Source organism: Chitinophaga sp. YR573, from assembly GCF_900110995.1.
GTDB lineage: Bacteria > Bacteroidota > Bacteroidia > Chitinophagales > Chitinophagaceae > Chitinophaga.
On record NZ_FOJF01000001.1, the window covers coordinates 2,458,818 to 2,485,354 of the forward strand.

The 26,537-nt window shown below is 44.5% G+C and carries 25 protein-coding genes; 16 read left to right on the forward strand and 9 right to left on the reverse strand.

From position 1 onward, the window contains the following. Window positions 1–15: 15 nt before the first annotated feature. From ccoS to BMW86_RS10330, 10 genes are all read left to right on the forward strand, one after another. Window positions 16–210 carry a cbb3-type cytochrome oxidase assembly protein CcoS gene (gene ccoS, locus BMW86_RS10285; RefSeq protein ID WP_089781501.1) on the forward strand — a complete coding sequence of 65 codons (195 nt, stop codon included), beginning with the start codon at window positions 16–18 and terminating at the stop codon, window positions 208–210. 10 nt (window positions 211–220) lie between these two features. Further along, a complete protein-coding gene (ccoN, locus tag BMW86_RS10290; protein ID WP_089781503.1) occupies window positions 221–2,332 on the forward strand; it encodes a cytochrome-c oxidase, cbb3-type subunit I in 2,112 nt (703 codons plus the stop codon). A gap of 12 nt (window positions 2,333–2,344) precedes the next feature. Continuing rightward, window positions 2,345–2,509: a CcoQ/FixQ family Cbb3-type cytochrome c oxidase assembly chaperone gene (locus BMW86_RS10295; RefSeq protein ID WP_089781505.1), complete on the forward strand. Its 165-nt coding sequence runs from the start codon at window positions 2,345–2,347 to the stop codon at window positions 2,507–2,509. A 17-nt stretch (window positions 2,510–2,526) separates the two neighbouring features. After that, window positions 2,527–3,576, forward strand: a complete 1,050-nt coding sequence (locus tag BMW86_RS10300) for a cbb3-type cytochrome c oxidase N-terminal domain-containing protein (protein ID WP_089781507.1) — start codon at window positions 2,527–2,529, stop codon at window positions 3,574–3,576. After that, a complete protein-coding gene (ccoG, locus tag BMW86_RS10305) occupies window positions 3,524–4,954 on the forward strand; it encodes a cytochrome c oxidase accessory protein CcoG (RefSeq protein ID WP_255372896.1) in 1,431 nt (476 codons plus the stop codon). The genes BMW86_RS10300 and ccoG overlap by 53 nt, the downstream gene beginning before the upstream one ends. 11 nt (window positions 4,955–4,965) lie before the next feature. Continuing rightward, window positions 4,966–5,394: a FixH family protein gene (locus BMW86_RS10310; protein ID WP_089781512.1), complete on the forward strand. Its 429-nt coding sequence runs from the start codon at window positions 4,966–4,968 to the stop codon at window positions 5,392–5,394. A gap of 7 nt (window positions 5,395–5,401) precedes the next feature. After that, the gene (locus tag BMW86_RS10315; RefSeq protein WP_089781514.1) at window positions 5,402–6,100 is read left to right on the forward strand and encodes a sulfite exporter TauE/SafE family protein; all 699 of its coding nucleotides are present in this window, start codon (window positions 5,402–5,404) and stop codon (window positions 6,098–6,100) included. A 1-nt stretch (window position 6,101) separates the two neighbouring features. Further along, the gene (gene hemN / locus BMW86_RS10320; protein WP_089781516.1) at window positions 6,102–7,460 is read left to right on the forward strand and encodes an oxygen-independent coproporphyrinogen III oxidase; all 1,359 of its coding nucleotides are present in this window, start codon (window positions 6,102–6,104) and stop codon (window positions 7,458–7,460) included. A 493-nt stretch (window positions 7,461–7,953) separates the two neighbouring features. After that, window positions 7,954–8,910, forward strand: coding sequence for a UDP-3-O-(3-hydroxymyristoyl)glucosamine N-acyltransferase (locus BMW86_RS10325; RefSeq protein ID WP_089781518.1), 957 nt, complete (start codon window positions 7,954–7,956; stop codon window positions 8,908–8,910). Window positions 8,911–9,002: 92 nt separating this feature from the next. Beyond that, a complete protein-coding gene (locus BMW86_RS10330; RefSeq protein ID WP_089781520.1) occupies window positions 9,003–9,674 on the forward strand; it encodes a hypothetical protein in 672 nt (223 codons plus the stop codon). Here the strand turns inward: BMW86_RS10330 and BMW86_RS10335 are convergent. The 5 genes from BMW86_RS10335 to BMW86_RS10355 form a co-directional block, all read right to left on the reverse strand. Beyond that, complete coding sequence (locus BMW86_RS10335) at window positions 9,663–10,649, reverse strand: NAD-dependent epimerase/dehydratase family protein (protein WP_089781522.1); 987 nt, start codon at window positions 10,647–10,649, stop codon at window positions 9,663–9,665. The genes BMW86_RS10330 and BMW86_RS10335 overlap by 12 nt on opposite strands. 62 nt (window positions 10,650–10,711) lie before the next feature. Next, window positions 10,712–11,560: a 3-hydroxyacyl-CoA dehydrogenase NAD-binding domain-containing protein gene (locus tag BMW86_RS10340; RefSeq protein ID WP_089781524.1), complete on the reverse strand. Its 849-nt coding sequence runs from the start codon at window positions 11,558–11,560 to the stop codon at window positions 10,712–10,714. A gap of 79 nt (window positions 11,561–11,639) precedes the next feature. After that, complete coding sequence (gene pheS / locus BMW86_RS10345; RefSeq protein ID WP_089781525.1) at window positions 11,640–12,668, reverse strand: phenylalanine--tRNA ligase subunit alpha; 1,029 nt, start codon at window positions 12,666–12,668, stop codon at window positions 11,640–11,642. Window positions 12,669–12,683: 15 nt separating this feature from the next. After that, on the reverse strand, window positions 12,684–13,370 hold the full coding sequence (locus BMW86_RS10350) for a response regulator transcription factor (RefSeq protein WP_089781527.1): 687 nt from the start codon (window positions 13,368–13,370) through the stop codon (window positions 12,684–12,686). A gap of 11 nt (window positions 13,371–13,381) precedes the next feature. Next, on the reverse strand, window positions 13,382–14,758 hold the full coding sequence (locus BMW86_RS10355) for a sensor histidine kinase (RefSeq protein WP_089781530.1): 1,377 nt from the start codon (window positions 14,756–14,758) through the stop codon (window positions 13,382–13,384). A 152-nt stretch (window positions 14,759–14,910) separates the two neighbouring features. Between BMW86_RS10355 and BMW86_RS32780 the strand changes: the two genes are divergently transcribed. Beyond that, window positions 14,911–15,711, forward strand: a complete 801-nt coding sequence (locus tag BMW86_RS32780; protein ID WP_177189212.1) for a GLPGLI family protein — start codon at window positions 14,911–14,913, stop codon at window positions 15,709–15,711. A 40-nt stretch (window positions 15,712–15,751) separates the two neighbouring features. Further along, complete coding sequence (locus BMW86_RS10365; protein ID WP_089781532.1) at window positions 15,752–18,655, forward strand: TonB-dependent receptor; 2,904 nt, start codon at window positions 15,752–15,754, stop codon at window positions 18,653–18,655. Between the two features lie 300 nt (window positions 18,656–18,955). Here the strand turns inward: BMW86_RS10365 and BMW86_RS10370 are convergent, their stop codons facing one another. After that, complete coding sequence (locus BMW86_RS10370) at window positions 18,956–19,276, reverse strand: hypothetical protein (protein WP_089781534.1); 321 nt, start codon at window positions 19,274–19,276, stop codon at window positions 18,956–18,958. A 265-nt stretch (window positions 19,277–19,541) separates the two neighbouring features. Here BMW86_RS10370 and BMW86_RS10375 point away from each other — a divergent pair, with 265 nt between their 5' ends. Continuing rightward, entirely contained in the window at window positions 19,542–20,435 is an 894-nt protein-coding gene (locus BMW86_RS10375; protein ID WP_089781536.1) for a hydroxypyruvate isomerase family protein, read from the forward strand. Here BMW86_RS10375 and BMW86_RS10380 read toward each other — a convergent pair. The 3 genes from BMW86_RS10380 to mqnC all read right to left on the reverse strand — a co-directional run bounded on the left by BMW86_RS10380 (window position 20,432) and on the right by mqnC (window position 22,926). Continuing rightward, window positions 20,432–20,974, reverse strand: a complete 543-nt coding sequence (locus BMW86_RS10380; protein WP_089781539.1) for a GNAT family N-acetyltransferase — start codon at window positions 20,972–20,974, stop codon at window positions 20,432–20,434. The genes BMW86_RS10375 and BMW86_RS10380 overlap by 4 nt on opposite strands. Before the next feature lie 57 nt (window positions 20,975–21,031). Beyond that, on the reverse strand, window positions 21,032–21,652 hold the full coding sequence (locus tag BMW86_RS10385) for a hypothetical protein (RefSeq protein ID WP_089781541.1): 621 nt from the start codon (window positions 21,650–21,652) through the stop codon (window positions 21,032–21,034). Window positions 21,653–21,801: 149 nt separating this feature from the next. After that, window positions 21,802–22,926 (reverse strand): cyclic dehypoxanthinyl futalosine synthase, encoded by a 1,125-nt coding sequence (gene mqnC / locus BMW86_RS10390; RefSeq protein ID WP_089783631.1) that lies wholly within the window; start codon window positions 22,924–22,926, stop codon window positions 21,802–21,804. 80 nt (window positions 22,927–23,006) lie between these two features. On the opposite strand from mqnC, the gene BMW86_RS10395 reads away from it, so the two are divergent. The 3 genes from BMW86_RS10395 (at window position 23,007) to BMW86_RS10405 (ending at window position 26,512) form a co-directional block, all read left to right on the forward strand. Further along, window positions 23,007–24,233: an aspartyl protease family protein gene (locus tag BMW86_RS10395; protein ID WP_255372897.1), complete on the forward strand. Its 1,227-nt coding sequence runs from the start codon at window positions 23,007–23,009 to the stop codon at window positions 24,231–24,233. A 45-nt stretch (window positions 24,234–24,278) separates the two neighbouring features. Then, entirely contained in the window at window positions 24,279–25,184 is a 906-nt protein-coding gene (locus BMW86_RS10400; protein WP_177189213.1) for an aspartyl protease family protein, read from the forward strand. Between the two features lie 89 nt (window positions 25,185–25,273). Further along, on the forward strand, window positions 25,274–26,512 hold the full coding sequence (locus BMW86_RS10405) for a M16 family metallopeptidase (protein ID WP_089781543.1): 1,239 nt from the start codon (window positions 25,274–25,276) through the stop codon (window positions 26,510–26,512). The last annotated feature ends 25 nt before the right edge of the window (window positions 26,513–26,537 follow it).

A 26,537-nucleotide genomic window follows, 5' to 3' on the forward strand; every position in this document is an offset into this window, starting at 1 on the left:
ATAAACTATTACACTATGAGCGTGATCATTATTCTACTGGGAGCCAGCCTGTTGGTGGCATTATTTTTCCTTGCAGCATTTATATGGTCTGTGAAGAACGGACAATTTGAAGATAGTTTTTCTCCTGCACACCGAATCCTTTTCGAAAACAAACCTGCCGTGCACATCTGCAAAAAGTCATGTAATAACAAGAACTGTAAAAACCAGTAATAGAATATATATGCCTCTTGAAAAATTCTCGTACGACAACCGTACCGTTAAATGGTTTGCATATGCATGTATCGGCTGGGGGCTGATAGGCATGCTGGCAGGCCTCTGGGCAGCACTTGCACTTGTGTTGCCAGATATGAACCTGGGCTTTGCTCCTACTACCTTCGGGCGACTCAGACCTGTACACACCAATGCTGTAATATTCGCCTTTGTAGGCAATGGTATTTTCATGGGTGTGTATTACTCACTGCAACGCCTTTGTAAAGCGCGTATGTTCAGCGATATGCTGAGTAAAATTCATTTCTGGGGATGGCAGGCCATCATTGCCGGCGGCGCTATTACCCTCTTAATGGGATGTACTACCGGTAAAGAATATGCGGAACTGGAATGGCCATTCGACATTGCAATCACCCTGATATGGCTGGTATTCGGCGCCAATATGCTGGGTACTATTTTACGCCGTCGTGAAGCGCATCTGTATGTTGCTATCTGGTTCTACATTGGTACCTGGGTAGCGATTGCCATGCTGCATATCGTAAACTCTTTTGAGTTGCCCTTATCCTTCCTGAAAAGTTATTCTGCCTATGCAGGTGTACAGGATGCTCTGGTACAATGGTGGTATGGACATAATGCGGTTGCATTCTTCCTTACCACACCTTACCTGGGACTCATGTATTACTTTGTTCCAAAGGCCGCTAACAGGCCGGTATATTCTTACCGCTGGTCTATCATTCACTTCTGGGCACTCATTTTTATTTACATCTGGGCAGGTCCTCATCACCTGTTATACACTGCATTACCTGAATGGGCCCAATCCTTAGGTACTGTATTTTCCATTATGCTTATCGCTCCCTCCTGGGGAGGTATGCTCAATGGCTTGCTCACACTTCGTGGTGCATGGGACCGTGTAAGAGAAGATGCTATTCTGAAATTCTTCGTTGTAGCGCTCACCTGTTATGGTATGGCCACTTTCGAAGGCCCTATGTTGTCCCTTAAAAATGTAAATGCGATCAGTCATTATACCGACTGGACCATCGCACACGTACACGTAGGCGCTTTGGGATGGAATGGTTTCCTCACTTTCGGGATCCTTTACTGGTTATTACCACGCATTTTCAGCACAACCTTATACTCTAAGAAATGGGCGAATACACACTTCTGGTTAGGTACGCTGGGCATCATCTTTTATGTCATTCCGCTTTACTGGGCGGCTTTTACACAAAGCATGATGTGGAAACAGTTTACACCGGAAGGCCAGTTAAAATTCCAGTTCCTTGAAACAGTGAACACAATTGTACCGATGTATGCACTACGTGCTTTTGGTGGCACATTATACATCTCAGGTGTCATCCTGATGATAGTAAACCTGACCAAAACAGTACGCCATGGTACATTCGTAGCAAATGAACCAGCAGAAGCTGCGCCTTTACCAAAAGTGTTCGTTACTCACGGCAAAGCGCACTGGCATAGCTGGATAGAACGCAGACCTATACAGCTGGCTGTATTCAGTCTGATTGTCGTTGGTATAGGCGGTATTCTTGAACTGATCCCGACCTTCCTGATAAAGAGTAACATCCCAACCATCACCAGCGTAAAACCATATACGCCGCTGGAACTGCATGGCCGTGATATATACATCCGCGAAGGCTGTTATACCTGTCACTCCCAGATGATCCGCCCATTCCGCGATGAAGTGGCCCGTTACGGAGAATACTCCAAGGCCGGTGAATTTATCTATGACCATCCTTTCCAGTGGGGATCTAAACGTACTGGGCCGGATTTAGCCAGGATAGGAGGCAAGTATCCGGACTCATGGCATTACAATCACATGATGGACCCAACGTCTATGTCTCCGGGTTCTATTATGCCGCAATATCCATGGCTGTTTGAAGATAAAGTAGATAAAACGCTCACCGCTCCGATGATCAATGTGATGCGCAAACTGGGAGTGCCTTATGCCAGCGGTTATGAGAAACAGGCGAATGCAGACATGGAGAAACAGGCACAGGAAATAACCGCATCCCTGCAAAAGGATAAGCTGCCTATACAGCCAGACCGTGAAATCGTTGCCCTGATTGCTTATCTGCAACGCTTAGGAAAAGATATTAAAGCCACACATTAAAATCATACTGCAATGAAGTTCATCAACTATCTGGAATCAATCACTGGTGTAAGTGTATATCCGCTGGCCTCATTGTTCATTTTCACCATCTTCTTTGCTCTGGCCACTTTCTGGGCACTCAAAGCAGATAAGGGCATGATAGATCATATCAGCCATATCCCGCTGGATGATAAATAATTTTAACTGTTACACACATGAACAAGAAATTAGTCAATATATCTGCACTTTTATTACTCAGCCTTACGGCTGCTGCGCAGGACAGGCCGGAACCTCCTTCTGAATTAAGCAACCCGGTAGCAATCGTATTGCTGACGGTGATCATCGGATTACTTATAGCAATTGCCATCCTTGGCAACGCGGTAATAAGTGCCATGGATATTTACAGGGACAGGATGAAAAAGTCCGGAACAATCCTAACCATACTATTAATACTGGTGGCTGGTCAGGCTATGGCACAGGATACTCCTGCAATAAAATCAACGCTCATCAATGGCCTGTCACAGACATCCTTTTACCTGCTGGTATCTGTGATAGCCGTGGAAATAATCGTGATCATCAGCCTCTTGTTTACGTTGCGTATTCTGGTAGGTATTGAACGCAAAAAACGGATCAAACCTGCTAGGGAAACGGTTCCCGGCAAGCCAAAGATCTCCTGGCTGGATAAACTGAACGATACAAAAAGCCTGGATGCAGATTCAGAAGCAGACGTAGATATGGGACATGATTATGATGGCATCCATGAACTGAATAATCCTACACCTCCCTGGTGGAGATATGGATTCTATTGCAGTATCCTGTTTGCTGTTGTGTATCTATGGCGTTTCCAGTCAGCCCCTACGCAGGCAGAAGAATTAGCCTCCGCAGAAACAGCTGCTGCAGAAGAAAAGGCCGAATACCTGAAACTGGCCGCCAATAATATCGATGAGAAAAGCGTGAAGCTGCTGACAGATCAGGCAGATCTTGCAGCGGCTCAGAAGCTGTTCTCCACTAACTGTGCGCCTTGTCACGGCCCACAGGGGCAGGGAGTCGTAGGCCCTAACCTGACAGACGATTACTGGCTGCATGGCGGAAAGATCAACGAAGTATTTAGCACGATTAAATACGGGGTAGCAGATAAAGGTATGAAGTCATGGAAAGATGATTTTTCTCCCAGACAACTGGCCCAGCTGGCCAGTTATATCAAAAGTATCCATGGCTCCAATCCTCCTGATCCAAAAGAGAAACAAGGTATACCAGAACAGTAGTATTATGGAAGAGACTGAAACGTTCAGAGATAGCTTAGCCACTGTTGATAAACAGGGAAAACGCAATTGGATATATGCTCAGAAGCCTGCTGGTAAGTATTATACTGCCAGAAGTATTTTAAGTTACCTGTATTTCATTGTATTCTTTGCCGGCCCGTTTATTAAGATAAATGGCCGGCCCTTGTTTTTATTAAATGTAGTAGAGGGGAAGTTTATTTTGTTTGGCGCTATTTTCTGGCCACAGGATTTCTTCATTTTCGGACTGGCAATGGTTGCCTTTATCCTCTTCATTGTATTGTTTACTATGGCTTTCGGCAGATTGTTCTGTGGATGGGCATGCCCTCAAACCATCTTTATGGAAATGCTTTTCAGGAAGATAGAGTACTGGATAGAGGGGAATGCGGCTGCGCAGAAAGTGTTGAACAAAGCCACCTGGAATACGGAAAAGATCCTTAAAAAGACAAGCAAACATATCCTGTTTTTTGCCCTGTCCTTTCTCATCGCCAACACTTTCCTGGCTTATATCATAGGGGTTAATAGCCTGTTGAAGGTGATTGAAAGCCCTGTGTCTGCACATACAGTCACCATGTTCATTTTCTCCGGTGTTTTCTATGGCGTATTTGCTTTCTTCAGAGAACAGGTATGTACAGTGGTTTGCCCTTACGGTCGTTTGCAGGGAGTATTGCTGGATAAAGATTCCGTAGTAGTAGCGTATGATTATGTAAGGGGAGAACCCAGAGGGCATTTTAAAAAGGAACAGCATGGTGGAGATTGTATAGACTGCTTACAATGTGTTAAGGTATGCCCCACAGGCATAGATATCCGCAATGGCACTCAGTTGGAATGCGTGAATTGCACTGCCTGTATAGATGCCTGCAATTTCATGATGGAAAAAACGGGGCGGCCCCCGGATCTGATCCGGTATGCTTCTGAAAACGGTATTGCGGCTAACAAACCATTACGTTTTACGCCCCGCACAAAGGTCTACAGCGCGCTATTACTAATTATTCTCTCTGTTATCTCCTGGATGTTGCTCAGCAGGCAGCCCGTGAGCGGGGCCGTAATGCGCACAGCAGGCATGTTATACCAGGAAAGAGGACTGGATAGCATTACTAACCTCTATCGCATCAAACTGGTGAATAAAACGACCGGGGACATCCTGCTTACCTTGAAATTAGAAGATGCTCCCGGCACTATAGAGCTGTTAGGGCAGCAGATTATCCATGTAAAGGCAGAAGACCAGGGAGAAGGCACTTTCTTCGTTGTACTGCCTCGTACGGGTATTAAAAACCGTAAAACAATCCTGCATATAGCGCTATATACAGGCAATAAAAAAACCGGGACCATCAAAACTACTTTCCTTGGCCCTGTACAATAAAACTCAACACTATGAACTGGGGACATAAAATCATCATCGTCTTCGTGCTTTTCGCTGCCGGGATTCTTACCATGGTCACTAAAAGTATGCGTACCCGGATAGACCTGGTAACGCCTGATTACTATGGGGAAGAGCTGAAATATCAACAGGTGATAGATGGCCGTAAACAGGCACTGAATCTATCTTCTCCTGTGATGATCACTCAGGAAGAATATACGATCACACTCGCATTTCCCAAAGAGATGCAGGACATTCCCCTTACAGGGAATGTCTTGTTTTACCGGGCTTCAGACTCGGGACAGGATATAACAGTACCGGTTAAATCCGGACTACTTATTCTCAGCAAGGACCGCCTGCACAGAGGTAGTTACAAAGTACAGATGCAATGGGAAGCAAACGGCAAAAAGTACTTCCAGGAAAACGCAGTAATGGTTAACTAAGTTGATTATGTTCTTAACATTTCTTTATGCTCTTTCACTCGGATTCATAGGCTCCTTTCATTGTATAGGAATGTGTGGCCCTATAGCGCTAACATTACCGGTACAACACCTGGATGGTACCAGGAAAATGGCCGGTATACTGTTATACAACACAGGGCGTATCACCGCATACAGTGGCATAGGCATTGCATCCGGCTGGCTGGGCAGACAATTTTACATAGGAGGGTTACAACAATGGTTATCCATTACCATTGGTTGCGGGTTATTGCTGGCTGTTATCTTCCGCAATAACCATTTCCATTTTAGCACAGGTATCTATGGCTCCCGCATTAAAAAGATCCTCGGTTATCTACTGCGCAAACAACAGCTGCACACCCTCTATGCAATCGGTTTCTTCAATGGCCTGCTACCCTGCGGGCTGGTATACTTCGCCGTAGCAGGAGCGGTAGCCACCGGCAGCATCGCACAGGGTGCGCTGTTTATGTGCGCCTTTGGTGCCGGCACATTGCCCGCTATGGTCACCATCAGCTGCTGCAGTCAGATCATCACCGTCCACATGCGCAACAGGCTGCGCCAATGTGTACCATACGCAGTAGTATTGATGGCAGTGCTATTGATTATGCGTGGCCTGAATCTCGGCATTCCATACATCAGCCCCGTCATCTCCAAAGGAAAAACGATTGAACACTGTTATAAACCATCATAGTATGAGCCTTATTCAGAAATACAATGTTGCGGCTCCCCGTTATACAAGTTACCCAACTGTTCCCTACTGGAACAATGCAGGCTTTGATATCGTCAGCTGGCAGGCATTAGTACAACAGTCATTCCATGCCACCAACAACACAGAAGGCATCAGTATTTACATCCACCTTCCTTACTGTGAAAAGCTGTGCACCTATTGTGGCTGCAATAAGTACATTACAGTGAATCATGCTGTAGAAGAACCTTATATCAGCACGTTGTTAAAAGAGTGGCAGTTATACCTGGGGTTGTTTGAGAAACGTCCACGCATCCGCGAATTACACCTGGGAGGAGGAACGCCGACCTTCTTCACACCGGAAAATCTGCATCAGCTTGTAACGGGGATTTTCAAAGGGGCAGATATATTGAAAGACGCGTCCCTCAGCTTTGAAGGGCATCCCAACAACACCACTGAAGCACATATGCAAACGCTGTACAATCTGGGATTCCGGCGTATGAGTCTCGGTATACAGGATTTTGATCTCCGCGTACAGGAAATTATCAACCGCATACAGCCTTATGAAACGGTAGCACGTGTGATGAATGCCGCCAGAGCGATAGGATATACGTCCATCAACTTCGACCTTGTATACGGATTGCCATTGCAGACAGCTGTTAGTGTAAAAGATACCATTAATCAGGTAATGCAGCTGCAACCTGACAGGATCTCCTTTTACAGCTATGCACACGTTCCCTGGGTGAAAGGAGTTGGGCAAAGGCGCTATTCTGAAGCCGACCTGCCCAAAGACGAAGAGAAGCGGGCATTGTATGATCTTGGCAAAACTATGTTCGCAGAAAACAACTACACAGAAATAGGCATGGACCATTTTGCTCTGAAGCACGATCCTCTTTACAATGCCTTTGCCAATGGAACATTACACCGCAATTTTATGGGTTATACAGATCAACATACATCCCTGATGATAGGATTAGGAGCTTCTTCTATCGGAGACAGCTGGTATGCCTATGCACAAAATGAAAAAGAGATTGCTGTCTGGCAACGTCTGGTGAACAACGGACAGTTTCCTGTAGTGCGAGGTCACCTGTTAAACAGGGAAGATCTGTTAATCCGGCGCCATATACATGCACTCATGTGTGCCTTTGAAACAACATGGAATAAGGCTGATACGCAGTGTGATGCTATATTTGAAGGTTTGCAACGCTTGCAGGAACCGGAAAAAGACGGACTGGTGATTGTACATCCGAAGAAGGTGTCTGTTACATTGAAAGGTCGTCCGTTTATACGGAACATCTGTATGGCTTTTGATGCCCGTTTATGGCAGCAATTACCACAATCACAACTCTTCAGTAAAACGATCTAGTATATTCTCTTCATTTTTACCACTTTATGTTACAATCTTTTCAAAATGAAAAAACATTTTCCAGAAAATGGACCTCAAAAAGAGAAAAATGATGCCTTCCTGATTTTTGCGCTTCACTGCAAAAAGAGATAAAAGTGTATTGACATCAGTAGGATGTTAGTAGCAGATAGAAAAACGAATCGGCTGAAATGCTTGTGGGATGCGGATCTTAAGGGGCATAAAAAAAGTCTGACCGTGTTTACAATCAGACTTTCTTGTTATGTGAATGGGTTAGTAAGTACAGGAAACATAAATTCCCTACACAATATTAAAAAGAATTTCATCACAAAAGAAAAAAAATGCAAACTTTTTTATTCACACCAGTAAAAAAAGTGTGGATAACAACAGTTAGTACTTCGTGAGATAACTTTATTTCGTCTCTTCATCATTCCGGAACATCCAATTATTTATTCCCAATTCTCTACTACCTTTGCTGCACTAAACAGCACAACACATGAAGTTGAACGCACCGCTAACGGTTACGGAAATAGCAGCATTCATAGGCGCAGAGCTGGTTGGCAACGACCAGCTGGAAGCAACCGGCATTAATGAGATTCATAAAGTTGAACCGGGAGATATCTCTTTTGTAGACTTTGAAAAGTATTATGATGCCTGTTTGCGATCTGCAGCAACCATCATCATCATCAATAAAAAAGTTGATTGCCCTCCCGGTAAGGCATTACTTGTTTTACCTGATCCGTTCAGTGCTTATGTGAAACTTGTTAAACGTTTCCGCCCTTTCGAACCAGCCACCAAACCCATCAGCGATTCCGCTGTGATAGGGGAAGACACCATCATACAGCCTAATGTATTCATTGGTAACCATGTTCGCATAGGCAGTAATTGTATTATACATCCTAACGTAACTATTTACGACAATACTATCATCGGCAACAACGTAATTATTCATGCCGGTACCGTAATTGGTGCTGATGCTTTCTACTTTAAGAAGAGAGCAGACAGGGAAGTGATGTATGATAAACTGGAAAGCTGCGGACGTGTGATCATCGAAGATGATGTGGAAATAGGAGCCGGCTGCGCCATCGATAAAGGCGTTAGTGGAGACACCATCATCGGCCGTGGTACTAAGTTTGACAACATGATCCATATCGGTCATGGTACCGTGATTGGCCGCAATTGTTTATTTGCCGGCCAGGTAGGCGTTGGCGGAAAAGCAAAGATAGAAGACAACGTAATTCTGTGGGGTCAGGTAGGTGTATCAAAAGATCTTACCATACACAAAGGCGTGGTAGTGCTTGCACAAAGTGGTGTGGGCGGAGACCTGGAAGCGGGTAAAGTATACTTTGGATCACCGGTAGAAGATGCCCGGGTGAAGAAGAAAGAACTGGCCTGGATCAAACGCATCCCTGAAATGTGGGAGAAGCTTTATGGAAAACAACAACAAGGTTAGTTTGATCAAAGAACAATTTTTTGTGGTGGTGCGATGCACCACCACAAAAAATTAAAGGACGAAGCCCTGCTCCCAAAAATCAATGCCTAAATATGGTTCGTACCCTGTTCACAATATGCCTGCTGCTTGCCGGTTTTACGTCTGGATACTCCCAGAAGGGGTTATACAACCCTTCGCAGGAATGGCCCGTAAAGATCAGCGATGGCTGGTTCACCTCTAAAACCATCTCCTACGGGCCATACAACACCTCCTCCCGTAAGAACGGTATTTCAGATGCTGCAAGTATCAGTTTCATCAAAGACCCGCAGAACCCTTTTAACTTCATCATAACCGGGCAGGACGAAAGTATCCTGATACAGGAACTCAGGGCCCTGCACATTGCCTTCTCAAGCCGGTCTTTGCCCTCTTTTCTGGACAATATGCCCCCAACGGCCCCTTACACCTACGTACAGATCAACGGGACCAAAAACGAGCCTTTAAAACGCTGGGAATTTATTCTCAAAGAAGCGACCTACCTGGAGCTAAACGACAATAAACCGGCAGGTATACTGCGCTCAGATAAGGACGAGATCCGTATAACGGCTCATAATAACTTCGGAACAAAGAATTCCTACGAGAATATCTGTTATGAATTTCACTACCGCCGCAAGGATATAGCGGCAGTAATGCCGGGAGAAAAACCCCGTGTATGGATGAGTGCGGACATCCCCGCAGAATTACAGCCAGTCATAGCCGCGGCTATCGGAGCCTTACTACTTAGATAAGATCATGTACTCTTTGAATGCGCCACACATCCTGGCAATCGTTGTCTTTAACGGTGTAAATGCAAATCCGGGTAATGCCGCCTGGATCTTACTGTTGTCATAATATACTTTCATCTGAGCGGTACGCGCAGTCTCTTTCGTTAGCAGTGCTTTCTTTCCGGTCAGTTTTGCCTTAAGACCCTCAACACGCCACACAATCTCCGCCAGCCATGGTTTCACCGCTATATGAGGCGGTTTCTTACCAAGCCTTGTAGCCATTTCAGTAAACAGCTCACGATAACCCATATTCTCCGCAGACAAAATGAACCGCTGCCCTTTGATATCACTTTCCATCAGGCGTATCATCACATCTGCCACATCTTTCACATCGGTAAAACCAGTCACCCCATCTGTATAAAAAGGAAATTCATTCCAGGCATTCCGTACAAGCATACTGGAAGGATCATCAAAGAACCCGCTTCCCAGTATGATAGAAGGATTCACAATTGCAGTGGCAAGGCCTTCCGCATTTGCTCTCCACACTTCCATCTCCGCCAAATATTTACTTACCGCATACTGCGAATTGTTCTTACTTTCCTGCCATTCATTCTCCTCATTTATCACACCATTTGCCTTTGCACGGCCCAGCGCAGCCACAGAACTCACATGTACCAGCTTTTTCACACCTGCATCTATAGCCAGGTTCACCACATTAGCGGTACCTTCCACATTCACCTTCATCATCTCTTTATGATTTTTGGGATGGAAAGAAACAACTGCTGCGCAGTGATATACCTTATCCACTCCTTCCATCACGTCTTCCAGCGTACATACATCCAGTATATCGCCCTTTACCCACTCTATCTTATTCTGTGTATCCGTTAACAAATCAGGGATCTTTGTACGATACAATGCCCGTACCGGCTCCCCGACATCCACCAGTTTCCTCAATAAATTACTCCCTAAAAAACCTGTTCCTCCCGTAACTAAAATCATGTACTAAGTCCCGTTTTATACAAGAATCCAAAGATAACAATGTGCAGCTGAAATGATATACCTCAGCCGTAATTATAAAATCCTTTCCCGCTTTTCTTTCCTAATGCACCTTGCTGCACCCTTTCTATCTGCAATTTATTAGGTGCAAATCTTGGTGCTTTTTCAAACGCATCATACAGCGATTGCGTCACTGCCAGGTTCACATCATTTCCTATAAGATCCATAAGGGCAAAGGGTCCCATGCGAAAGCCCGCACTCTCCAGCAACCTGTCTGCTGCTTTAAAATCAACGATACCCTCAGCAGCAATCTCCATGGCCTCCAGGTAATAATGCCGGGCTACCCGGTTCACAATAAATCCCGGTGTATCCTTCACATGTACCGGTGTTTTTCCCAGTTTCAGCGATAAATCATACAACAAATCCACTACAGCCTGTGATGTTTGCTGCCCCTGTACAATCTCTACCAGCTTCATAACCGGTGCGGGGTTAAAGAAATGCATACCTGCTACCCTGGATGGATTCACCACCTCAGATGCGATGGCTGATACAGCCAGCGATGACGTATTTGTAGCGAATATCGCGGAATGATCATTAATAGCTGCCAGCTGATTGAACAACCCGGTTTTAGCGGATAATTTCTCCACAATAGCTTCTATTACGAGGTCTGCGACACACTCATTCACATCATTCGTAAACCGTATCTGTGATAAAATAACAGCTTTCTGCTCCGCTGCCAGTTTCCCTTTAGAAACAGCTGTATCCAGCTGCCGGGATATCTGTTGCTGTGCATTATCCAGCACCGCCTGTTGCAGATCAAACAGTACCGTGCGGTAACCGGCTGTAGCGGCTACCTGTGCTATACCGGCTCCCATGGTTCCGGCTCCGCAAACAGCAATTGTATGTATTCCCATAATGCTTATAAAATAGCAAAAGGAGAAAGACGCTGATATAAACCCCTTCGCCCTTCTCCTATTCCTTGTAAAAATATGTTTAGATCGCCCCTTCAAACTGCTCCAGGAACCTTGTATCGTTCTCAGAAAACAGGCGAAGGTCTTTAATCTGGTATTTCAACATTGTAATACGTTCTATACCCATACCGAATGCAAAACCGGTATATTTCTCAGGATCAATACCACAATTCTCCAGCACTTTCGGATGCACCATACCACAACCCAGGATCTCTACCCAACCGGTATGTTTACATACATTACATCCTTTACCACCGCAGATAATACAGGTAATATCCATTTCGGCACTAGGCTCTGTAAAAGGGAAATACGAAGGACGGAAACGGATACTGATATCCTCTCCGAACAACTCTTTAACAAAGTGGTAAAGCGTTTGTTTCAGATCCGCAAAAGAAACGTTTTCGTCTATGTACAACCCTTCTACCTGATGGAAGAAGCAATGTGCACGGGCAGAGATCGTTTCGTTACGATATACACGGCCTGGGCAGATAATGCGGATAGGCAACTTACCCAGCTCCATAGTCCTTACCTGTACGGAAGAGGTATGTGTGCGTAATAACCAGTCGGGGTTCTGACTGATGTAAAAAGTATCCTGCATATCACGTGCCGGGTGATTCTCCGGCAGGTTCAATGCGGTAAAGTTATGCCAGTCATCTTCTATTTCAGGCCCTTCTGCAATAGCAAATCCCAGGCGCTCAAATATGCTGATGATGTTATTTCTTACAATGCTGATCGGGTGACGGGTACCCAGGCGGTGAGGTTCTGCCGGTAAGGTAAAGTCCGTATCTGCGGTAGTACTGCCCGCATCGTCTTTCAGATTTTCAAACTGCGCATATCTTTCTTCTGCCAGCTGTTTAAAGCTGTTCAGCACCTGTCCGAATTCTTTCTTACGATCGTTCGGCACCTGTTTCATTTCCCCGAACATCGCCTTCACAATTCCCTTGGTTCCGAGGAATTTGATACGGTATGTTTCAAGATCCGCCGCAGTGGCTGGTTCAAATGCCAGTATTTCCTGTTTGTATGCAGCTATTTGCTGTTCTATCTGCTCCATAGGGAGCAAAGATAATTAAAAGATCAGCTTATAGCCAACCCCTCGTATGTTCACTATCTGTATCCTGGGATCTTCCTTCAGATAACGCCGTATTTTGGTGATAAATACGTCCATGCTGCGAGCATTAAAAAAGCTGTCATCTCCCCACAAATCCAGCAGGATCGTCTTCCTTTCCATCACCTGGTTGCGGTTATCAGACAGGCGCCGCAGTATTTCTGCTTCCCGGTGAGAGAGGAACTCGGTATTGTTATTCCTGGTAAGGGTCTGTTTCGTATAGTTAAACGTATACTGGCCAATCTGCACTACATCCGCACCGGAATCCGCAGATCCCTGCTGTTCGTTGTACCGCATCAGCAACGATTTGATCCGCACAATCAGTTCATCCATGCTGAACGGCTTCTTCAGATAGTCATTCCCTCCCAGTTCAAACCCTTTTACCACATCCGCTGTTTGTGATTTAGCGGTTAAAAAGATAATGGGGGTCAATTTATCCTCTTTACGGATCTCTGTAGTTACAGAAAACCCGTCCATATTAGGCATCATGATATCCAGGACCACCACATCAGGGTGATGTTCTTTATACAATCTCAGTCCTTCCTTCCCATCCTCCGCATATAACATTTCAAATCCTCTCATCTCCAGGCTGTCTTTTACGATCTGGCCTAACTGTGTTTCATCTTCTATTAGTAATACTTTAGACATAGCGCTGAATTTTAAAGCGGGAGATGGATAATAAATTCACTTCCTTTTTCCTGTTCACTGGTTACAGTAATCGTACCACCATGCAGCATGATGATCTTCTTCACATAACTCAGCCCCAGGCCAAACCCTTTCACATTATGCAGATTGCCCGTTGGTACACGGAAAAATGCATCAAAGATATTTTCCTGGTACATCTTGGGTATCCCTATTCCGTTATCCTTTACCCGGATAGTTAAGGTACCGTTTTCTATGGAACAACGGATACTTACAGCAGGATGTTCTCCCGAATATTTAATCGCATTATCCACCAGGTTACTGATAGCATTGGAGATATGCGTTTTGTCTACAAACACCTGCCTGTCCCCTAAAAGATTATCGTATCTGAACTGTACCGGCCTGTTTGTTTTCAGTTGATGATTGGTGATGATAGTATCTATCACATCATTCAGGTCCGTTTCTTCCCTGTAAATTTCTATCTCTTCATTCTCTTCCGAAGCAATATGCAGCACCTTTTCCACCAGGTCTGATAATCGCTGTAATTCCTGCTTGGAAATATCAAGATAGTTTTGTGTTTTCTTCTGGTCGTTCAGCGCATTGAAGTTCTGCATGGCCTCTACTGCCGCATATACCGTGGCAATAGGAGTCTTCAGCTCATGCGTCATGTTATTGATAAAGTCGTTCTTTATTTCAGACAACTTTTTCTGCTTTAAGATCGTCCGCAACATGTAGATAAAACAGATGGTCACCAGCACCAGCAATAGTAAAGTACCTGCCAGTGTCCAGATCATCTTTGCCAGAATATATTGCAATGGCGATTTAAATACGGCCTGAACAAAGAGGTTACTGGCCGGATTAAACGGGATCTTGCTTGTTTTTAACGGGCTACGCCTGCGCAGGCTGTCCCGGAATCCGTCACGGGCCAGCCCGTTAAAGCTGATATGAAAAGTATCCAGCTCAAAGTCTGTTGTAATTTGCCTGTTATGCAGCTCCGAACTATATACAGAATCCAGCTTTACCAGCTTGATACTATCTCCGTATTCGTTATTCAGCAGGATGAAATCAGAGATCTGCCGGGCAAGCGTATCCGCAAACTTCCTGTTCGGCCCTTCTCCATTCCGTGTACTCGTATCTGTTAAATGGTGCCAGTCTTCTCCCGGGGGTGGCATATCATGCAGGGAATCACGTTCGCGGCCATAGCGTCTGAAATACCGGCGCACATCAGCAAACTGCTTGTTAAAAATAGCTGTTCGCAATGACTCATTTATATCTTTTCCAAACTGGTCCAGCTGAATATGATAGGAGTTATATAACCAGTAACCCTGGAAGAGGTATATGCTGAGTATGCATACACACATTAATATCAGTATGTTGCGGATTCGTTGACGCATTTGTTAGCTCTGTTAACTTGTAATCACACAAAGCTATCGGTTTCCGGGCTTACACGCAGCATACCCTTAACAGTAATTAACAGTAAATAATGCTATTTAACCATCTAATGCCTTGCGATTAGTGACTTTTGTATCAGAAAAAACATAAACACATGAACCATTTCTCAAAGACGCTCCTTAGTGCAGCCCTGGTAGCCTTCTCAGGTATCACAGCTATGGCACAGGACAAAAACGCAGGTGTTATAGATTATGAGGTAAGTGCAAAAATGGGCCCCCGCGGCGGTAATACAGACGGTGGAGACGCAGAAGAACAAGTAATTACTTTCTCACAGCATTTCTTCTTTACAGCAGGTAAAGGTAAACTGGCTACGGAACGCCCGGACATGGGCGGTCGTAATGGACAGGCTCCTCCACAAGGTCCTCCTCCGGGTGATAACGGTGGCGGTGGTCAGGGTCGCGGACCAGGCCGTGGCATGCGCGGTGGTTTTGGTGGTGGCTTTGGTGGCGGTCCTGTATATGTAGACCTTAGCGGTAAAAAGTATATCCAGGTTGTCACAAAAGCAGACGACAGTACTAAATCCTTCTACACAGAAGAAGACTTTGCAGCGCCAAAAGATGTAAAGCTGACTGATAAAACTAAAAAAGTAGCCGGCTACAACTGCAAAAAAGCAACCGTTACCTTACGTGATGAAACATACACCGTATGGTACACACAGGAACTGCCTTTCAGCTACAGTCCAATCAACGGATTGTTACCGGAAGCCAATGGCGTAGTATTATCCGCAGAAAGCGACAGACGCTCTTTCTCTGCTAAAAAAGTAGACCTGAAACCTGTAGCTGTTACAGAAACAGCGATCCCTGCTAATGCAGAAAAAATCTCTCAGGATCAGTTTCGTGATATGCGTCGTGAACAGATGCAGAAGTTCCGTGACCGTCAAAACAACAGGAATTAATTAACCGTAAATTCGCATTCCCGCTATTAATTCCTTTTACATGAAAAGAATAACCCTTATAACTGCATTTCTGTTCCTGTTCGTGCTGATAACAAAAGCACAGCAGGGACAGATCAAAGGGCTACTTACCGACTCAACTGCGACCAATCCCTTAGCGGATGCAACGGTCGCTTTATTGTATGGTAGCGACTCTTCTCTTGCCGCCACCGTATTTACAGATAAAAAAGGGGCTTTTTCAATACCCGGTGTTGCCATGGGTAATTATCGCGTGTATATTACCTATCTGGGTTATAAACCCATCTTCAAAAGTATAACGGTCTCTCCTGCCAAACCGGTTGTAGACATGGGAAATGTTCAGCTGAAAGGAAAAGGAATTACATTAAATGAAGTGGAAATTGTGCAGGAAGTTCCTCCGGTTGTAGTGAAAATAGATACCCTGGAGTTTAATGCCGGCTCCTTTAAAACAAGGGAGAATGCAGTAGTGGAAGATCTGCTGAAAAAACTACCAGGCGTAACGATAGATAAAGATGGCGTCATCACTGCACAGGGGGAAACAGTAAAAAGAGTATTGGTAGATGGTAAACCTTTCTTTGGAGATGATCCCAAACTGGCTACCAAAAACCTGCCTGCAGATATCATCGATAAAATACAGTTGATAGACCGTAAGTCTGATCAGGCACAGTTTACCGGCATAGACGATGGCAACACGGAAAAAGCAATAAATATCACCATCAAAAAAGACAAGAAACATGGTGTGTTTGGAAGAGCTTCTGCCGGTTATGGAAATGATGAACGTTATGCCGTTAACGGAAGCCTCAACAGCTTCCGCGAAAACAGTCAGCTTTCCTTTTTAGGTAGTGGGAATAACATCAATAACCTTGGTTATACCCAACAGGATGTTTTCAACTTCAGCAGCAACAACTCCGGTGGTGGAAATGGAGGAGGAAGCGGCCGCAGTGGGGGCGGAGGTCGTGGTGCGTCAAGTAGTACCATCAACAGTCTTGGTGGTAATAACAGTACAGGGATCACACGTAACTGGAATGCGGGTTTGAATTATAACCAGGACTTTGGCACTAAATTAAAAGTAAATGGTAGCTACCTGGTGAGCGATACCCGTGTACAGAACCAAACGATTAGCGCCAAACAAACGTTCTTAGGCGATTCAACTTATTACTACGATCAGAATTCAGGCTCTGTCGCTAATACCACCAACAACCGCATTAACATGCGTATGGAGTATCAGATAGACTCTTTACACTCCCTGGTTATCACACCTGTTTTCACTTATACAGACGGGACTAACTATTCCGGAAATGATTATCAGTCGCTGGATATCAATAAAGTAAAAACGATTGAAGGATCTTCCATTAACAGGAGTGGCGCCAGCTCTCCCAATTTCTCAACAACCGCGTTGTTCAGAAAAAAATTCAATAAAGTTGGTCGCACCGTCAGCGCTAATTTCAGCTTTGGTTATAACACCACTACCCGGCAGAATTATTATAAAACATCTGATACCCACGTGGGTACAGATAGCACCGCAGATTTTATAACCGGGTACGACAGGTTAACAAATGCTGACAATTTAGGTAGAAATCTGGGCGTGAGTTTAACATACACAGAACCCATCAGCAAAACACGTTTTCTTGAACTGACATACGCCTGGAATCATAATTTCAGCTCATCAAATAATCTTACTTATGACCTCAACAGTGTATCTGATAAATACGATAAACTGAATGATAGTTTGAGTAATATTTTTGAGAATGTTTTTCAGACACAACAGGCTGGTATCAACATCCACACACAAAAGTTCAAGTACGATTATACCGTAGGGGTAAACGTACAATTCAGTAACTTAGATAACACCAATGTAAGCAGATCTACACACATCACTCAGCATACTGTAAACTATTATCCATCTGCATCATTCAACTATAACTTTGAACAGGGCAGACGTTTCCGTATACGCTATTCCGGTAGTACTACACAACCAACGGTACAGCAGTTACAACCATTACCAGACCTTACAAGTTCGCTATACGTACAACAGGGAAACCCTGATCTGAAGCCAACTTTCACACATAGTTTTAATGTAGGGTATAATGCTTTTAACAGGAGTACTTTCCGTGGTTTCTTTGCAAATATCAGAAGCAGTTTTTCTGAAAACAAAATCGTAAATGCAAACCGTACAGATACTTCCGGTAAACAGTATACGAAACCAATGAATGCAAATGGTGCATATAATATTGATGGGTTTATGGTAAACACTATTCCGGTTAATAAAAAGAATAACAGCACTATAAACTTTAATACTTCCCTGAGTTATGGCCGGGATGTGAGCTTCAGTACAACCGGTACAGACTTTAGTTCTGCTGTTAAAACTTTTAATAAAACCTATAGTATTACACAGGGTCTCAGTTTCAACTATTTTTATAAAGAACTCTTTGATGTATCTACTACCGCCAGTGCACAGTACAGCGCGGCGAGATACGATATCCAGCCTACTGCAAACACCAATTATTTCAACTATTCGTTTATGGTTGATTTTAACGTAAATCTTCCTGCTGGTTTTATTATTGGCAGTGATCTTACGTACACATTGAATGCAGGAAGGGCTGCAGGATACAACGTAGATGTAACCATGCTCAATGCCTTCATTTCAAAAAGTGTATTTAAGCAGAAACAGGGGTTGATAAAATTATACGGATACGATATTCTGAAGCGCAATGTGAGTATCAGTCGCAGCACCGGAGAAAACTATATTCAGGATACAAACAACATGGTATTGCAACAGTACTTTATGCTGAGCTTTACTTACTTTCTGAAAAAATTTGGCTCCGGTGGCAATAATAATCAACGCCGGGAAGGTCCTCCTGGAATGCGCGGATTCCCAGGTATGAGAGGTGGCGGATTCCCAGGTGGTGGTATGCCGCCAAGAGGGTAATAACTTCTGGTCTTTCTCCACATAAAAGAACCCAACAAAAAAGGGGCTGTATCAGATTTGATACAGCCCCTTCTGTTTCTGGTAAAGAGATCAAGTCAGACCCTTTATGTATATTGGTTAAACCACTTTTAATCGGAGTAAAGAGATCAGGTCAACCCCTTTATGGATGTTGGTTAAACCCCTTTTAATCGGGGTAAAGAGACCTTATTTAATTTCTTGAAAGATTGAAAGGATAACAAAGGTGCTGGCGAATCTCCTCAACCTTACCTTCAACTTTGAAACCTTACAATCTTGGTATTTTTATAGTCCGGCTACTTTGTAAGGCTGAACTTTTTCTTTCGGTGTTTTACCTTCCCTGATGCTTTGTGTAACCCTTCTCACTACCCAGCTGATAGTAAACGTGGGGATAAAATCGAGCCCCGGAAACAGTTCTTCTATAAAGTTGAACACGCCTCCGAAAGCGCCTACACTTCCACCAAACATTTTATAAAATATGATGGCTGATATGGGGGCCCATATCACATCGCTGGCTTCCCCTAAAACAGGTACCGCGTAGCTTGCACATCCTAACAGGTCCATTAAAATACATGCCCACAAGGCTGGAGTAATTTTTCTTTCCATTTTCAACCTCCGCTTTAAGTGTTATAGTATAATATAATCAAATAGCTTACCAAATTCAATGACCAGGGGCTTACGAAGAAGTGTTGGTGCTTACTTTTAAAGTAATGATCTGTATTACAGGCTATTAAAAAATGCTGAGTGTATCCGTAAATCCTATAATTATTAAACGTTGTAGTCCATAATAAAGTTACGAAGTATTTAAGAAGGCAGATGTACGCAAAATTAAAATGCGTAGTTTCACGTATAGAGTATTAAACCAATTAACATGTCTAACGAAAATTCCCGCCGCGATATGATTAAGAAAGCCGCTGCTATGGCATTTGCATCCACATCACTGGCCTCTCTTACTAACCGCGTTATGGCCCACGAAACAGCCGTAGAAGAAAAGCTGAAAGGACAGATCAACCACTCTGTCTGTGCCTGGTGCTACAATGATATTCCCCTGGAAGATCTCTGCAAAGCAGCCAACCGTATAGGCCTTCAGTCTATAGATCTTCTCGATCCCAAAGACTTTGCCACCGCCAAAAAGTATGACCTCACCTGCGCCATGGTAGCGTCCATCAACAAAGACTGGGGTATTACCAAAGGCTGGAACCGCGTAGAGCATCATGATCAGCTGGTAACCTATTACCAGTACCTGATAGATGAAACCTCCAAAGCCGGATTCCCGCACCTCATCTGTTTTTCCGGTAACCGCGAAGGCCTGGATGATGAACTGGGACTGAAAAACAGCGCCAGAGGCTTAAAACGCATCATGGATTATGCTGAGAAGAAAAATGTGACCATTGTAATGGAACTGCTGAACAGTAAGGTGAATCACCCTGATTATCAATGTGATCATACTTCCTGGGGAGTAGATTTATGCAAAGCGATCGGCTCTGACAGATTTAAGCTGCTGTACGATATTTACCATATGCAGATTATGGAAGGAGATGTAATCCATACCATCCGTAACAATCACCAGTATTTCGCTCACTACCACACTGGTGGCGTACCTGGCCGTAATGAAATAGACGAAACACAGGAATTATATTACCCGGCTATTATGAAAGCCATTCATGAAACCGGCTTCAAAGGCTTTGTGGCGCAGGAGTTTGTACCTAAACGTGCAGATAAACTGGCTTCTCTGAAACAAGGCGTTGAAATCTGTGATATTTAATATTTCCAATCCTCCCTTAACACTCCCATTACCACCATGTCAACATATTGCCCGTGCAATTTGGCATGGTGGCGTAAAACGCCTTCCTTCGCAAACCCCAGTTTGATAGGGATCCTGGAGCTGCGTTCATTCTGCAAAGCAAAATGAATCTCTACCTTATTCAGTTTTAATGATTCAAAGGCAAAGTTGATCAGCTCCCGGCAACAGGCCACCGCAATCCCTTTCCCCTGGTACTTTTCCGCTATCCAGTAACCCACTTCTACTTTCTGTAACATATGGTCCCAGCTATGCAGGTCTATCACCCCACATAACTGCCCTTCATACCACATCCCCATGGCAATGGCATCCTGGTCTTCTGCCTTACGCAGCATCATTTCTATAAAGCGAAGAGAATGTTCCTCATTGGTATTATAATCTACCCATGGCAGATAGCGACGCAACGTTTTGCGGGACAGATCAATCAGCGCGTAGAGTACAGGCGCATCTTCAGGTTGTAACTGCCTGAGGGTAATCGAGTCATTAACGGGTAAATCCAGCATAAGAAAAGGTTTGATGCCGCCCTTCAGCAAACATCAAACCTCAAAAATAACAAAATACTAACTCTTTGCGATCAGCTGTTGCTTCTGCAGGTCCTTCACGATCTGACGGGCATACAGGTAAGCCTGTCTGTAAGCTGTTGGCGGATCAACGGAATCGCTCTCCGCATTGTACAGCAGCTTCTTTTCATTCAGATCGTACAAATTGGCTTCCCACTGGTATCTTATATTTACCTGGTAGTAACCCGGACCATACATTCCACCATACCATCCCCTGTAATAAGGCATTCCATAATAAGGATACCCATAATTCGGCACATAACTTCTCTGCCGTGATTTGTCCACCATCGCTACTGTCATTACCTGCGCAACATCACTGTTCCGGTATTTCTGCAGTGCGGCCTTTTCGTCATCTTTCCCGTTCATCGCATTATCCGGACCATAAGTGGCAAATGCAGATACTGCATTATACCCCTCTTTCTTTAGTTCGGATACGAGATTGTCTTCCATTAAAATACGCAGTTTACGCTCCTGTTTAGGCACCAGCGCAACCACCATAATCTTTTTATCCGGCTGTAATTTGGCGTCCGGTGTTTTCCAGGATGAAGTGAGCCTGGTACTTTTACACGCAGCCATTGATAGCAGACAGATTGCCATTATAAATAACCCTGACTTTTTCATATACCCTCCGTTTAACTATTTGTTAGACGTAGAAAATTGCGAAGAGTTACATGAGATCAGAAGGAATTAACATTTCTTTGAGGATCAATGGTATACAATAAAAAACGGGCTGCAACGTTGTGTCGCAGCCCGTTAAAAAAGTTACTATATCAATAGTTAATTACCTGTTCCTGTATGCCTGCCGGAATCTCACGGAATTCGTACAGCTGCGTGCGCAACTGTGGTTCAAAACCAGCCTCTCTGATAGCTTCCTGCATAGAACGATAGGTGAAACGGTGAGGAGCACCCGCCGCACTTACCACATTTTCCTCGATCATGATAGATCCGAAGTCATTCGCACCTGCACGAAGACAGATCTGTGCTACCTGTTTACCTACTGTTAACCAGGATGCCTGGATATTCTTGATATTAGGCAGCATGATCCGGCTCATAGCGATCATGCGGATATATTCTTCTGAAGTAGTCATGTTATGTACACCACGGATACGGGACAGCAATGTATCCACGTCCTGGAAGGTCCAGGGGATAAAGGCAGTGAACCCGTAATGTCCTTCCGGTTTCTCGCTCTGCACCTGGCGGATAGCTGCAAAGTGTTCAAAACGCTCCATCAGGGTTTCTACGTGACCAAACATCATGGTGGCAGAAGACGCGATATTCAGCTTATGTGCCGCCCTCATTACATCCAGCCATTCCTGTGCACCACATTTACCTTTGGAGATCAGCCTGCGTACACGGTCGTTCAGTATTTCCGCACCGGCACCTGGTAAGCTGTTCATACCGGCATCCTTCAGCGCTTGCAGCACTTCAATATGGGTACTCTTTTCCAGTTTGGTGATATGCGCTACTTCCGGGGGCCCGAGCGTATGCAGTTTAAGGGTGGGGTATAGCTCCTTCAGCGTCCTGAAGGTGTCCACATAAAATTTAAGACCCAGGTCCGGATGATGACCACCCTGCAATAACAGCTGGTCTCCACCGAACTTCAGCGTCTCTTCTATTTTCCGCTTGTATTCGTCTATGGTGGTAATGTATGCATCTGCATGCCCCGGGATACGGTAGAAGTTGCAGAATTTACAATTGGCGGTGCAGACGTTCGTGGTATTCACGTTACGGTCTATCTGCCAGGTAACTTTTCCATGTGGCACCTGCTGCTTGCGCAACTCATCTGCAATATGCATCAGCTCTGTAAGTGGAGCTTTTTCAAACAGATATATCCCTTCTTCCGGTGATAGCCACTCAAAGTTCAGTGCTTTGCTATATAGTTCTTTCAGTTCCATGATAAACAAAGGTAGGAAAAAACAAAATCCACAATACCCTGCATTTTTAATGTTAATTTTAGATTGACCTATTTATACGTATGCAAAAAGCAACACTGTTAAAGCACTGTTGGTTATTCTTATTGGCCATCGCCTCATTCCACGTAGCAACTGCACAATCTTCACGTTCCAAAGCAGCCACTACCGAAGGTGTGTTAATTTCACGCTTCGCATTTCATCAGTATTACGGTGGAGTAGTGGTTATTCAGGCTCAGTTAAAAGGATATCCTGATACCCTCCAGTTTATTCTGGATACCGGCAGCGCCGGCATATCCCTGGACACCAATACCTGTTTACGCCTGGGCATTCCGCTCATCCCCACAGATAAGATCGTTCGGGGCGTCGGCGGCTCCAAGAAAGTGGCCTTTGCCATGAATCATACCCTGCAGATGCCCGGACTGGAAGTAGACAGCCTCAATTTCCACATCAACGACTACGAACTGATTAGCCAGGTATATGGCCTTCAGGTAGATGGCATCATGGGTTACAGTATCCTGAGCCGTTACACTGTACAGATAGACTACGATACCGAAACCATCGCAATCTATACCAAAGGCAACTTCAACTATCCAAAAGGCGGACTGCTGATGCATCCTTCCCTTACTTTAATTCCTATTGTCAGCGCAGAACTCCGCAACGGCAAAGCCCAGCGGAATACCCGTTATTATTTTGATACCGGTGCCGGCATGTGCCTGCTGCTCTCCAAACAGTTTGTACAGGACAGCACCATATTGTCTTCCCGCAAAAAGCAGCGGAAAGTAATCCAGACAGAAGCCCAGGGACTGGGAGGGAAGATGACCATGGATATCACTACCATACAGGAATTCAAACTGGGCACTTTCTCCTTCCGTAATGTTCCCGTTTACCTTTTCGATGATGTAAGCAATATCACTGCTTACCCTTTCCTGGGTGGAATGGTAGGAAATGATCTCCTGCGCCGTTTTAACCTGTTCATCAATTACGAGAAAAAGGAAATTTACATGGTCCCCAACACTCATTACCGGGATCCATTTGATTATTCCTATACCGGATTGATTATTTATCTGATAGATGGACAGGTTGAGATTACCGATATCATCAAAGGCTCTCCGGCAGAAAAGGCGGGGTTCAGAAAAGGGGATAAGATCATCGCTATCAACAATAATATCAGTTCCAACCTGCAGCTTTACCGCGATCTGCTTAAAAACGTTGGCACCCGGCCTACTATATTGTTAATGCGCGATAAAGAACTGCTCCTAAAAAAAATACAGATTAAAAGCATATTATAGCCGGGTGAAATAATACATTGCACTTTCTTTCGTTTGATCTGTAATGTGAAAAAATACCTTGCTTTTATACTAATCTGCCTGCCGGCACTCGTATCTGCCCAGGATGGCACCAACTCAAAAGTGGTGGCAACACTCCCATTTCGTATATACGACAGGTATTTAATCATTCCGGCAACCGTTACCACTTCTATAGATACACTTCATTTTATTTTTGATACCGGTGCGGAAATCACTACCCTTAACCAGGAAACAGCCAAAACACTGAAACTGGAAAGTACAGAAATATCGGGCATGAGTGGCACCGATGATATAGTGATAAACGTCCCTACTGCTACTATCAGCTTATTATACCTCTCCAAAACCAGGATCCCTTTTGTAAAAGTATACCTGGAAAAACTGACACAGTTCCGTGATAGTCCCGTTCCCATAGACGGCATCCTGGGAGTAGACATGTTAAAGACTTTCGTGGTAACCATCGATTACGAACATCAGCAGTTACTTTTATACCGTGCCGGCAAAACACCGGCTGAAGTAAAAGGTAAACGCATGCCCATGGCCCTTAATTTCAAAACCCCGGCCATAGAAGCCATGATTTCGCTCCCGGATGGCAGTACGCTGGGTAGCCGCTTCCACTTTATTTCCGGTGGAGAATACGGTATCCTGTTCAACTATCCCTACGTAGAGAAATATCATCTCAATACCACATTACCTGTTTTGAATACGGATAAGGTACAGGACCTCTTCAAAGTACTCACCTATACAAATGTCACTATTCCTTTCCTGGCAATGGGTGCATACCGTGTAGAACAGGTACCGGCAAGCTATTCCCCGGATGTGAACGATGCCGGTTCCATGTCCGAAGTGGCCGGTTCCATTGGGTATTTTGTATGGAAACAGTTCCGTACCATCACCATCAATTACAACGAAAAAGAGATCTTCCTCGAAAAATAATAGTCTCATAATTATCCTCCTATTTCCTTTTCGCCCATTCTCCCTTAGTTTTAATAACTTGCAATTCTCATAAACAGGAAAAGAGGAATATGATCCATTACAATAAATTCACCCTGGCAAACGGCCTTCGCGTAATTGTGCATGAAGATCACACCACTCCTATGGCTGTGGTAAACGTGATGTATGATGTGGGTGCAAGAGATGAAGACCCAAACAAGACCGGCTTTGCGCATTTGTTCGAACACCTGATGTTTGGTGGTTCTGTAAACATCCCGGACTACGATGAGCCGCTGCAGATGGCAGGTGGCGAAAACAATGCCTTTACGACCAGCGATCTTACCAACTATTACATAACTCTTCCGGCAGAAAATATTGAAACGGCCTTCTGGCTGGAAAGCGACCGTATGCTGTCGCTTGCTTTTGATGAAAAAAGCCTGGACGTACAACGTAAAGTGGTAAGTGAAGAGTTCAAGGAACATTACATCAACAAGCCCTATGGTGATGTATGGCACAAAATGCGCGACCTGGCCTACTCTACCCATCCCTACAAATGGATGACTATCGGTAAAGATCTGTCGCATATTGAAGATGCCAAACTAGAAGATGTGAAAGCATTTTTCTTCAAATATTACCGCCCGGTAAATGCTATCCTCGTAGTAGGAGGGCCTGTAACACCGGAACAGGTAAAAACACTGGCAGAAAAATGGTTCGGGGATATTCCTTCCGGAGAAAAGCTCCCACGCAAATTGCCCGTAGAGCCCAAACAGACGGCTGCTCATAAACTGGAAGTAAAAGCCAGTGTACCACTGGATGCGCTGTATAAATGTTACCACATGCCCGGCCGTGTGGAAAAACAATACTATGCAGTAGATCTCATCTCAGACATACTGGGTGGTGGCGCTTCTTCCCGCCTCAACCAGGTGCTGGTAAAAGAGAAGAAACTATTCAGCAACATCGATTGTTATCACTTCGGCACCCTGGACGCCGGCCTGCTGACCATAGAAGGCAAACTGGTGAAAGGTGTAAAAATGAAGGATGCAGAAAAAGCTGTTCAGATAGAGATCGATAAAATACAACAGGAAATTATTCCGGAAAGAGAACTCCAGAAGGTGAAGAACCGCGTGGAAAGCATGCTGGCCTTTGAAGATATGGAACTGTTGAACCGCGCCAATAACCTTGCATTTTATGAACTGATGGGTGATGCAGAACTCATGAATAAAGAGTTTAGCAACTATGAAGCTATCACTACAGAAGACCTGCACAGGGAAGCTCAACAACTGTTCGACGAGAAAAATTCCAATACTATTTACTATTACGCGGATAAATAATCCGGGTAAATAACTATTCAAATAG

What these genes read in the sequence shown, in the direction of transcription:
- BMW86_RS10295 (WP_089781505.1), top strand. Translation starts at nt 2,345, where the DNA reads ATGAAGTTCATCAACTATCTGGAATCAATCACTGGTGTAAGTGTATAT.
- ccoN (WP_089781503.1), top strand. Translation starts at nt 221, where the DNA reads ATGCCTCTTGAAAAATTCTCGTACGACAACCGTACCGTTAAATGGTTT.
- pheS (WP_089781525.1), bottom strand. Translation starts at nt 12,668, where the DNA reads ATGGAGCAGATAGAACAGCAAATAGCTGCATACAAACAGGAAATACTG.
- BMW86_RS10395 (WP_255372897.1), top strand. Translation starts at nt 23,007, where the DNA reads ATGCAAAAAGCAACACTGTTAAAGCACTGTTGGTTATTCTTATTGGCC.
- BMW86_RS10355 (WP_089781530.1), bottom strand. Translation starts at nt 14,758, where the DNA reads ATGCGTCAACGAATCCGCAACATACTGATATTAATGTGTGTATGCATA.
- ccoS (WP_089781501.1), top strand. Translation starts at nt 16, where the DNA reads ATGAGCGTGATCATTATTCTACTGGGAGCCAGCCTGTTGGTGGCATTA.
- BMW86_RS10315 (WP_089781514.1), top strand. Translation starts at nt 5,402, where the DNA reads ATGTTCTTAACATTTCTTTATGCTCTTTCACTCGGATTCATAGGCTCC.
- BMW86_RS10330 (WP_089781520.1), top strand. Translation starts at nt 9,003, where the DNA reads ATGGTTCGTACCCTGTTCACAATATGCCTGCTGCTTGCCGGTTTTACG.
- hemN (WP_089781516.1), top strand. Translation starts at nt 6,102, where the DNA reads ATGAGCCTTATTCAGAAATACAATGTTGCGGCTCCCCGTTATACAAGT.
- BMW86_RS10340 (WP_089781524.1), bottom strand. Translation starts at nt 11,560, where the DNA reads ATGGGAATACATACAATTGCTGTTTGCGGAGCCGGAACCATGGGAGCC.
- BMW86_RS10325 (WP_089781518.1), top strand. Translation starts at nt 7,954, where the DNA reads ATGAAGTTGAACGCACCGCTAACGGTTACGGAAATAGCAGCATTCATA.
- BMW86_RS32780 (WP_177189212.1), top strand. Translation starts at nt 14,911, where the DNA reads ATGAACCATTTCTCAAAGACGCTCCTTAGTGCAGCCCTGGTAGCCTTC.
- BMW86_RS10370 (WP_089781534.1), bottom strand. Translation starts at nt 19,276, where the DNA reads ATGGAAAGAAAAATTACTCCAGCCTTGTGGGCATGTATTTTAATGGAC.
- BMW86_RS10365 (WP_089781532.1), top strand. Translation starts at nt 15,752, where the DNA reads ATGAAAAGAATAACCCTTATAACTGCATTTCTGTTCCTGTTCGTGCTG.
- BMW86_RS10335 (WP_089781522.1), bottom strand. Translation starts at nt 10,649, where the DNA reads ATGATTTTAGTTACGGGAGGAACAGGTTTTTTAGGGAGTAATTTATTG.
- BMW86_RS10385 (WP_089781541.1), bottom strand. Translation starts at nt 21,652, where the DNA reads ATGAAAAAGTCAGGGTTATTTATAATGGCAATCTGTCTGCTATCAATG.
- BMW86_RS10380 (WP_089781539.1), bottom strand. Translation starts at nt 20,974, where the DNA reads ATGCTGGATTTACCCGTTAATGACTCGATTACCCTCAGGCAGTTACAA.
- BMW86_RS10310 (WP_089781512.1), top strand. Translation starts at nt 4,966, where the DNA reads ATGAACTGGGGACATAAAATCATCATCGTCTTCGTGCTTTTCGCTGCC.
- ccoG (WP_255372896.1), top strand. Translation starts at nt 3,524, where the DNA reads ATGGCTCCAATCCTCCTGATCCAAAAGAGAAACAAGGTATACCAGAAC.
- BMW86_RS10405 (WP_089781543.1), top strand. Translation starts at nt 25,274, where the DNA reads ATGATCCATTACAATAAATTCACCCTGGCAAACGGCCTTCGCGTAATT.
- mqnC (WP_089783631.1), bottom strand. Translation starts at nt 22,926, where the DNA reads ATGGAACTGAAAGAACTATATAGCAAAGCACTGAACTTTGAGTGGCTA.
- BMW86_RS10350 (WP_089781527.1), bottom strand. Translation starts at nt 13,370, where the DNA reads ATGTCTAAAGTATTACTAATAGAAGATGAAACACAGTTAGGCCAGATC.
- BMW86_RS10300 (WP_089781507.1), top strand. Translation starts at nt 2,527, where the DNA reads ATGAACAAGAAATTAGTCAATATATCTGCACTTTTATTACTCAGCCTT.
- BMW86_RS10375 (WP_089781536.1), top strand. Translation starts at nt 19,542, where the DNA reads ATGTCTAACGAAAATTCCCGCCGCGATATGATTAAGAAAGCCGCTGCT.